The sequence below is a fragment of the Streptomyces sp. NPDC048584 genome, from assembly GCF_043199595.1.
GTDB classification, from domain to species: domain Bacteria; phylum Actinomycetota; class Actinomycetes; order Streptomycetales; family Streptomycetaceae; genus Streptomyces; species Streptomyces edwardsiae.
In genome coordinates, this window is record NZ_JBICWF010000023.1 from 76,396 (window position 1) to 83,410 (window position 7,015).

Consider the following 7,015-nt stretch of genomic DNA (forward strand, 5'->3'; position numbering starts at 1 on the left):
CCGAGTCGGGCCGCTCACGAAGGGATTGCCGTGCGGGTCAGCCTCAAGGACGTCGCCGCGCACGCGGGGGTCTCCATCAAGACCGTCTCCAATGTGGTGAACAACTACCAGCACGTCACCCCGGCCATGCGCGAGCGTGTCCAGCGGTCCATCGACGCGCTCGGCTACCGGCCCAACCTCGCCGCGAGACATCTGCGGAAGGGGCGTACGGGCATCATCGCGCTCGCGCTGCCGGAGCTCGGTAACCCCTACTTCGCCGAACTGGCCGCCTCCGTCATCGACGCCGCGTCCGAGCACGACTACATCGTGCTGCTCGATCACACCGGCGGCTCGCGCGAGCAGGAGCTGCTGGTGAGCCAGGGCTTCCGGGCCCGGGTCATCGACGGACTCATCCTCAGTCCCATCGAGCTGGAGACCGAGGACCTCCGCGACCGCGCCGAGGACGTACCGCTGGTGCTGCTCGGCGAGCGGGACTACGACCTGCCGTACGACCACATCGCCATCGACAACGTGGCCGCGGCCCGCGCCGCCGTACGACACCTCATCGGTCTCGGGCGCCGGGAGGTGGCGTTCATCGGGGCACGGCGGCGCAGGAGCGAGCCGGCGCAACTGCGTGTGCAGGGCTGGCGCGAGGAGCTGAGCGCGGCGGGGCTGTCGTCCGACGAGGGACTCGTCGCCGCCACGGACGGCTGGGGACACGCCGACGGGGCGCTGGCCATGAACCACATCCTCGACAGCGGACGGCGGCCCGACGCGGTGTTCGCCTACAACGACCCGATGGCGATCGGGGCCATGCGGGTGCTGCACGAGCGGGGGCTGCGGGTGCCGGAGGACATCGCGGTCGTCGGCTTCGACGATGTGATCGAGGGGCGGTTCGGGGCGGTGACGCTTACGTCCGTGTCGCCGGACAAGGCCGCGATCGGGCGCTTGGCGGTGGAGTCGGTGCTGGCGCGGCTCAATGACCGGGCGCCGGAGCCGCGGCGGATCTGGGCGGATTATCAACTCGCCGAGCGGGAGAGCACGTTGGGGCGGCCCGCGGCGGGAGGCTGAGCCCGAGGGTGCGACACGCCCGCGCGGCGTGCGGGGGCGGGGGTGACACGCCGGCGTCGTCGCTCGGGGCCGGTATGTGGGCGGCGGGGGCGGCCCGGCGGGGATGCGGGCGGGATCCGCCGTGAGGGCACGACACGCCTGCGGAGCTGGTGGGGTCCTGGGCGTCCGTGCGCGCCGACACGCCGGAGCGGGCGTGGGCCGGGGGGAGTTGAGGTGCCCTCGGTGGCGCCGGGGGGGCGGGCCGGGGCGGGTGACGCAGCCCGGCGCCGACGGGGTGTCGTCGCGCCCGCCCGTGCCGCCCTGGGGGTACCTCCCAGGCCCTCAAGGCACTGAGGAGGCACGCCTGCCCGCGGGAACGACGGTATACGACTGCCCGCCGAAGGCGGATGCATGCGGCATGACTCCCCGCGGCAGCGGAAACAGCGCAACTGCCCGCGGGAGCGGAGCACACAGCGCAACCGCATGCGGGAGCGGAGCACACAGCGCAACCGCATGCGGGAGCGGCGGTATACGACTGCCCGCACAAGGCGGGGGGCCGTGACGCGACCGCACGCGGGAGCCGAAGGCAGGGCACAACTGCCCGCGGGAGCGTCGGTATACGACTGCCGCGGAGGGCGGTTCCATGCGGCGTGACTCCCCGCGGGAGCGGAACGCACAGCGCAACTGCCGCGCGGGAGCGGGGGTGCGGCGAGACTGCCCGCGAAAACGGCAGGCACCGCGCGACGGCACGCGGAGGCGCGGCGTGACTGCGCGCGGGAGCGGAGCACGTGGGGCAGGGTCTCGAAGTGCGGTGGGTCACACCGTAGTTGTGAGGTGCACGCCGTGCCCGCGTGCCGTCCCCCGCCGCCCGGGCCGGCACTGCTTCCTGTGGACCGCGAGGTACCGCCCGGCACAACTCCCCGGGTTGCGGCGGCCGCGGGCAAGCGCTTGCCCGGGTGTGGGGCCGTCGTGCGGACCGGGGGGCCGCGGGGCGTTCCGTTCGCCCCTTGCGCGCAGGGGGTTTACAGCATCCTTCCAACGATGTAAAAACTCCTTGCACAAGGGGAGCAGCTACACATCCGCGGGCCTTTCGGCTCCCCAGTTCCCTTTTCAGCGTCACCCGGATCGGGGTCACCATGCAGCGCAGCACTCACCGTTCTCACCTTCTCGCCCGTCCCGTGGTCGTGGCCTTGGCCGCCGCCGTGGCCCTGACCGCCTCCTCCTGCGCCAAGTCGGAGGACGACGCGGCGGACAGCAAGAAGTCCCCGGCGGCCGCCGCCGACGCCGGCCAGAAGGTCGTCACGCCGAAGCCGGGCAGCAAGACCTGCACCATCGACGCCTACGGCGGCGAGAAGCTCGATCTCAAGGGCGCCACCGTCGGCTTCTCCCAGTCGGAGAAGGAGGCCAACCCGTTCCGGATCGCGGAGACGCAGTCCATCAAGGACGAGGCGGCCGAGAGAGGCGTCAAGCTGCTCACGGCCAACGCCCAGTCGCAGTTCTCCAAGCAGATCAGCGACGTCCAGACGCTGCTCGCCAAGGGCGTCGACCTGCTGGTGATCGCCCCGCTCAACTCCGACGGCTGGGACCCGGTGCTGCAGGCCGCCGCCGCGAAGAAGGTCCCGATCGTCACCATCGACCGTAAGATCAACGCGACCGCGTGCAAGGACTATGTCTCCTTCATCGCCTCGGACTTCGTCGAGCAGGGCCGACGGGCCGCCGACCAGATGATCGAGGCCACCGGCGGCAAGGGCGAGGTCGCCATCCTGCTCGGCTCGGCCGGCAACAACGTCACCACCGAGCGCACCAAGGGCTTCAAGGAGCGGGTCGCCGAGAAGGCCCCCGATCTGAAGGTCGTCTTCGAGCAGACCGGTGACTTCACCCGTGAGAAGGGCCAGCAGGTCACCGAGCAGCTCATCCAGTCCAAGCCCGGCATCAAGGGCGTCTACGCGGAGAACGACGAGATGGGCCTCGGCGCGGTCGCCGCGCTGAAGGGCGCGGGCAAGAAGGCCGGCGACGTCAAGATCATCACGGTCGACGGTACGCGCAACGCCGTCCAGGGCGTCGTCGACGGCTGGATCAGCGGTGTCATCGAGTCCAACCCGAGGTTCGGCCCGCTGGCGTTCCAGACGCTGGACACCTTCACCCAGGGCAAGGAAGTCGCCCAGGACATCGTGATCCAGGACAGCGCCTACAGCGCGGACAACGCCGAGCAGGACCTCGGCAAGGCCTACTGACCGCTCCGGGGCCCGGTCTTCCGGGCCCCCCGTCCGTCCGTCACCACTTTCTTCCTGGAGGCACAGGTGGCTCCCCCCGCCGAAGTCCTCGCCGTCCGCGGACTGAGCAAGTCCTTCCCCGGCGTCCGGGCCCTGGACGACGTGGACCTGACCCTGCACCCCGGTGAGGTCCACGCCCTCATCGGCGAGAACGGCGCCGGCAAGTCGACCCTCATCAAGCTCCTCACCGGGGTGTACCGGCCCGACGCCGGTGACATCGTTTTCCAGGGCCGTACGGTCTCCTTCGGTACGCCGCTGGAGGCCCAGAAGGCCGGGATCTCGACCATCTACCAAGAGGTCAACCTCATCCCGCTGCTGAGCGTGGCCCGCAACCTCTTCCTGGGCCGCGAGCCGCGGAACCGTTTCGGCCTGCTCGACTCGGCCCGCATGAACCGCGAGGCCGAGGAGGCGCTGCGCGAGTACGGCGTCCGGGTGGACGTCCGCCGCCCGCTGCGGACCCTCGGTGTCGGCGCGCAGCAGATGGTCGCCCTGGCGCGTGCCGTGGCGAGCGAGGCCCGGATCGTCATCATGGACGAGCCGACCTCCTCGCTGGAGCCGCGGGAGGTCGAGACGCTGTTCTCGGTCATCCGCCGGCTGCGCGACGAGGGCATCGCCGTCGTCTACGTCAGTCACCGCCTGGACGAGCTGTACGCCGTCTGCGACACGGTCACGGTGCTGCGCGACGGCCGCCGTGTCCACCACGGCCGGCTCGCCGAACTCGACCGGCTCTCCCTGGTCTCCACTATGCTGGGCCGGGAGCTGGGCGAGGTCCGTCAGGAGGGGCTGACGAAGTTCACCGGCGACCACCACGCCACCGACAGCCGGCCCGTGCTGGAGGCCGTCGGACTGACGGTCCCGCACAAGCTGAACGAGGTGTCGGTGAGCATCCGCCCCGGCGAGGTCGTCGGACTCGGCGGGCTGCTCGGCTCCGGACGCACCGAGACCGCGAAGGCCATCTCCGGTGCGCTGGCGACCAGTTCGGGCCGGGTCACGGTGGCCGGGGTGCCACTGCGCGGCGGCTCCACTCCCGCCGCCATCCGGGCCGGCATCAGCCTGCTGCCGGAGGACCGCAAGAGCGAGGGCATCGTGCCCGGCCTTTCGGTGCGCGAGAACATCTCGCTGGCCGTGCTGCCCCGGCTGTCCCGCTTCGGACTTGTCTCCGAGGCGCGGGTCGACAGCATCGTGGACACGTTCATCGAGCGGCTGCGGATCAAGGCCTCCTCACCGCAGCAGAAGGTCGGCGAACTCTCCGGCGGCAACCAGCAGAAGGTGCTGCTCGCCCGCTGGCTGGCGATGAACCCCAAGGTGCTGCTCCTGGACGAGCCCACCCGGGGCATCGACGTCGGCGCCAAGGCCGAGGTGCAGAAACTCGTGGACGAACTGGCCGCCGACGGCCTGGGCGTCCTGCTCATCTCCTCCGATCTGGAGGAACTGATCGAAGGGTCCGACCGCGTGGTCGTACTGAAGGACGGTGCGGTCGTCGGTGAACTGACCGGCGACGAGGTCACCGAGGACAAGCTGATGCGGACCATCGCCGGGCACGCCCCGGAGAAGGACGCGGTCGAGGAGGCGGCCACCGATGGCTGAAGCCGCCCTCAAGACCGTCCCGCTGGACAAGGCCCGCGTGCTGCAGTGGCTGCAGACGTACGGTGTGTACGCCGGCGTGGCGCTGCTGCTGGTCGTCAACATCGCCATCACCCCGCACTTCCTGTCCGCGGAGAACTTCCGCACCCAGGCCGTGCAGGTCGCCCCGGTCATCATCGTGGCGCTCGGCATGGCCCTGGTCATCGGCACCGAGGGCGTCGACCTCTCGGTCGGTGCCGTGATGGCCCTGGCGGCCTCCGTGACGGCCCTCTACCTCGGCTACGGCCTCCTGCCGGCGCTTCTCGTGGTGGCGGTGTTCGCCGCCGCCGTGGGGCTCGCCAACGGGGCGCTGGTGGCGTTCGTCGGGGTGCAGCCGATCGTGGCGACACTGGCGCTCATGGTCGGCGGCCGGGGCGTCGCCCTGGTGCTGCTGCCGCAGCTGGAGGATCTGCGCAACCCTGCGCTGGCCTCCCTGGGTTCGGGCGATGTGCTGGGCATCCCGTATCTGATCCTGATCGCCACCGTGCTGGCGCTGCTGGTGGCGTTCGTCGTCCGCCGCACCACCTTCGGGCGGCAGCTCCTCGCCATCGGTGACAGCCGCCCGGCCGCGGAGCTCGCCGGACTGCCGGTGCGGCGCGTGCTGATCCTGGTGTACGTCGGCTGCGCGCTGCTCGCCGCGGTGGCGGGCGTCCTCGCCACCGCACGGCTCCAGGCCAGCGATCCCACGTCGCTGGGCAACTTGATGGAGCTGTCCGCCATCACCGCCGTCGTGGTCGGCGGGACTCCGCTGACCGGCGGCCGGGTGAACATCGCCGGCACCGTGGCGGGAGCCGTCCTCATCCAGCTGCTCACCGCCACCCTCATCAAGCACGATCTGCCGCCCTCCTGGACCCAGATCGCGCAGGCCATAGTGATCGTCGCCGCGGTCTACGCGGCACGGGGACGGGGGAAGCGATGACCGCCACGAAGACGGGCCTCCCGGTGGCCCCGGCGGGCGACGAGAAGCCGGCGCCCGCCGCCGAGCCCGTGGGCTCCGCCCGCTCGGAGAGGCTGAGCGCGCTGGTCCAGCAGCACGGCGCGCTGGCGGTGCTGGTGGTCGTCTCCCTGGTGGCGTCGTTCAGCTTCGACTCCTTCGCCACCGGGGACAACGTCGGCAACATGGCGACGAGTTCGGCGTTCCTGGCGATCGTCGCGCTCGGCATGACCTTCGTGATCATCACCGGGGGCATCGATCTGTCGGTCGGCTCTCTGTTCGCGCTCGGCGGGGTCCTGGCGGCCTGGGGTTCGCGGCACGGCACCCTGGTGGCGCTGCTGCTGCCGCTGGTGGTGTGCGGGGCGATCGGCGTCGTCAACGGGCTGCTGGTGGCCCGCTCCCGGCTGGCGCCGTTCATCGTCACCCTGGCGGCCATGCTCGGCGCGCGCGGTCTGATGCTGGCGCTGACCGACGAGGGCGCCAACACGTATCTGATCGGCAAGGGTTCGTTCCTGGCCGAACTCGGCCAGGGCACGACCCTCGGTCTCGGCAACCCGGTGTGGATCACGCTGGCGCTGTTCGTCGCCGGCGCCGTCGTCCTGCGCCGCACGCGCTTCGGACAGCATGTGTACGCGGTCGGCGGGAACGAGGACGCGGCGGCGCTGATGGGCGCCCCGGTGGCCCGTACGAAGATCCTCGTCTACACGCTGTCCGGGGTGCTGGCGGGACTGGCCGGGGCGCTCAACGCGGCCTGGCTGGCCTCCGGGGTGACGATCCTCGGCAACGGCATGGAGCTGGACGCCATCGCCGCCGTCGTCATCGGCGGCACCCTGCTCACCGGCGGGCTCGGCTACGTCAGCGGCTCGCTGGTCGGGGTGCTGCTGCTGAGGGTGATCCAGAACGTCATCAACCAGGTCGGCTCCCTCGACTCCTCCTACCAGCAGGTCGTCAGCGGTGCCTTCCTGGCCCTGGTCGTCGTCGCCCAGACCTGGCTGGGCCGCAGACGGCAACTGTTGTAGAGCTCCGGGTGCCGCGGCGGACGCCGCGGCACCCGGGGACCCCGCGGGCCGGGGCCGGCCCAACCGCCGCCGGCCGGGTGCCCCCGGCGCCCGGGTCCCACCCCCCCTACCGCGGTGTGGGGCAGGGGGGCTCAACC

The 7,015-nt window shown here is 71.4% G+C and carries 5 protein-coding genes; all 5 read left to right on the forward strand.

What is annotated here, in order from left to right; all coding sequences use genetic code 11:
- Positions 1-30: 30 nt before the first annotated feature.
- Positions 31-1,050: a LacI family DNA-binding transcriptional regulator gene (locus tag ACGFR9_RS34315; protein ID WP_393216673.1), complete on the forward strand. Its 1,020-nt coding sequence runs from the start codon at positions 31-33 to the stop codon at positions 1,048-1,050.
- Between the two features lie 1,115 nt (positions 1,051-2,165).
- A complete protein-coding gene (locus tag ACGFR9_RS34320; protein ID WP_393216675.1) occupies positions 2,166-3,263 on the forward strand; it encodes an ABC transporter substrate-binding protein in 1,098 nt (365 codons plus the stop codon).
- Between the two features lie 66 nt (positions 3,264-3,329).
- Positions 3,330-4,889, forward strand: coding sequence for a sugar ABC transporter ATP-binding protein (locus ACGFR9_RS34325; protein ID WP_393216677.1), 1,560 nt, complete (start codon positions 3,330-3,332; stop codon positions 4,887-4,889).
- Positions 4,882-5,844: an ABC transporter permease gene (locus ACGFR9_RS34330; protein ID WP_393216679.1), complete on the forward strand. Its 963-nt coding sequence runs from the start codon at positions 4,882-4,884 to the stop codon at positions 5,842-5,844. Before ACGFR9_RS34325 ends, ACGFR9_RS34330 begins: the two co-directional genes overlap by 8 nt.
- Positions 5,841-6,878 carry an ABC transporter permease gene (locus tag ACGFR9_RS34335; RefSeq protein ID WP_393216681.1) on the forward strand — a complete coding sequence of 346 codons (1,038 nt, stop codon included), beginning with the start codon at positions 5,841-5,843 and terminating at the stop codon, positions 6,876-6,878. The genes ACGFR9_RS34330 and ACGFR9_RS34335 overlap by 4 nt, the downstream gene beginning before the upstream one ends.
- The last annotated feature ends 137 nt before the right edge of the window (positions 6,879-7,015 follow it).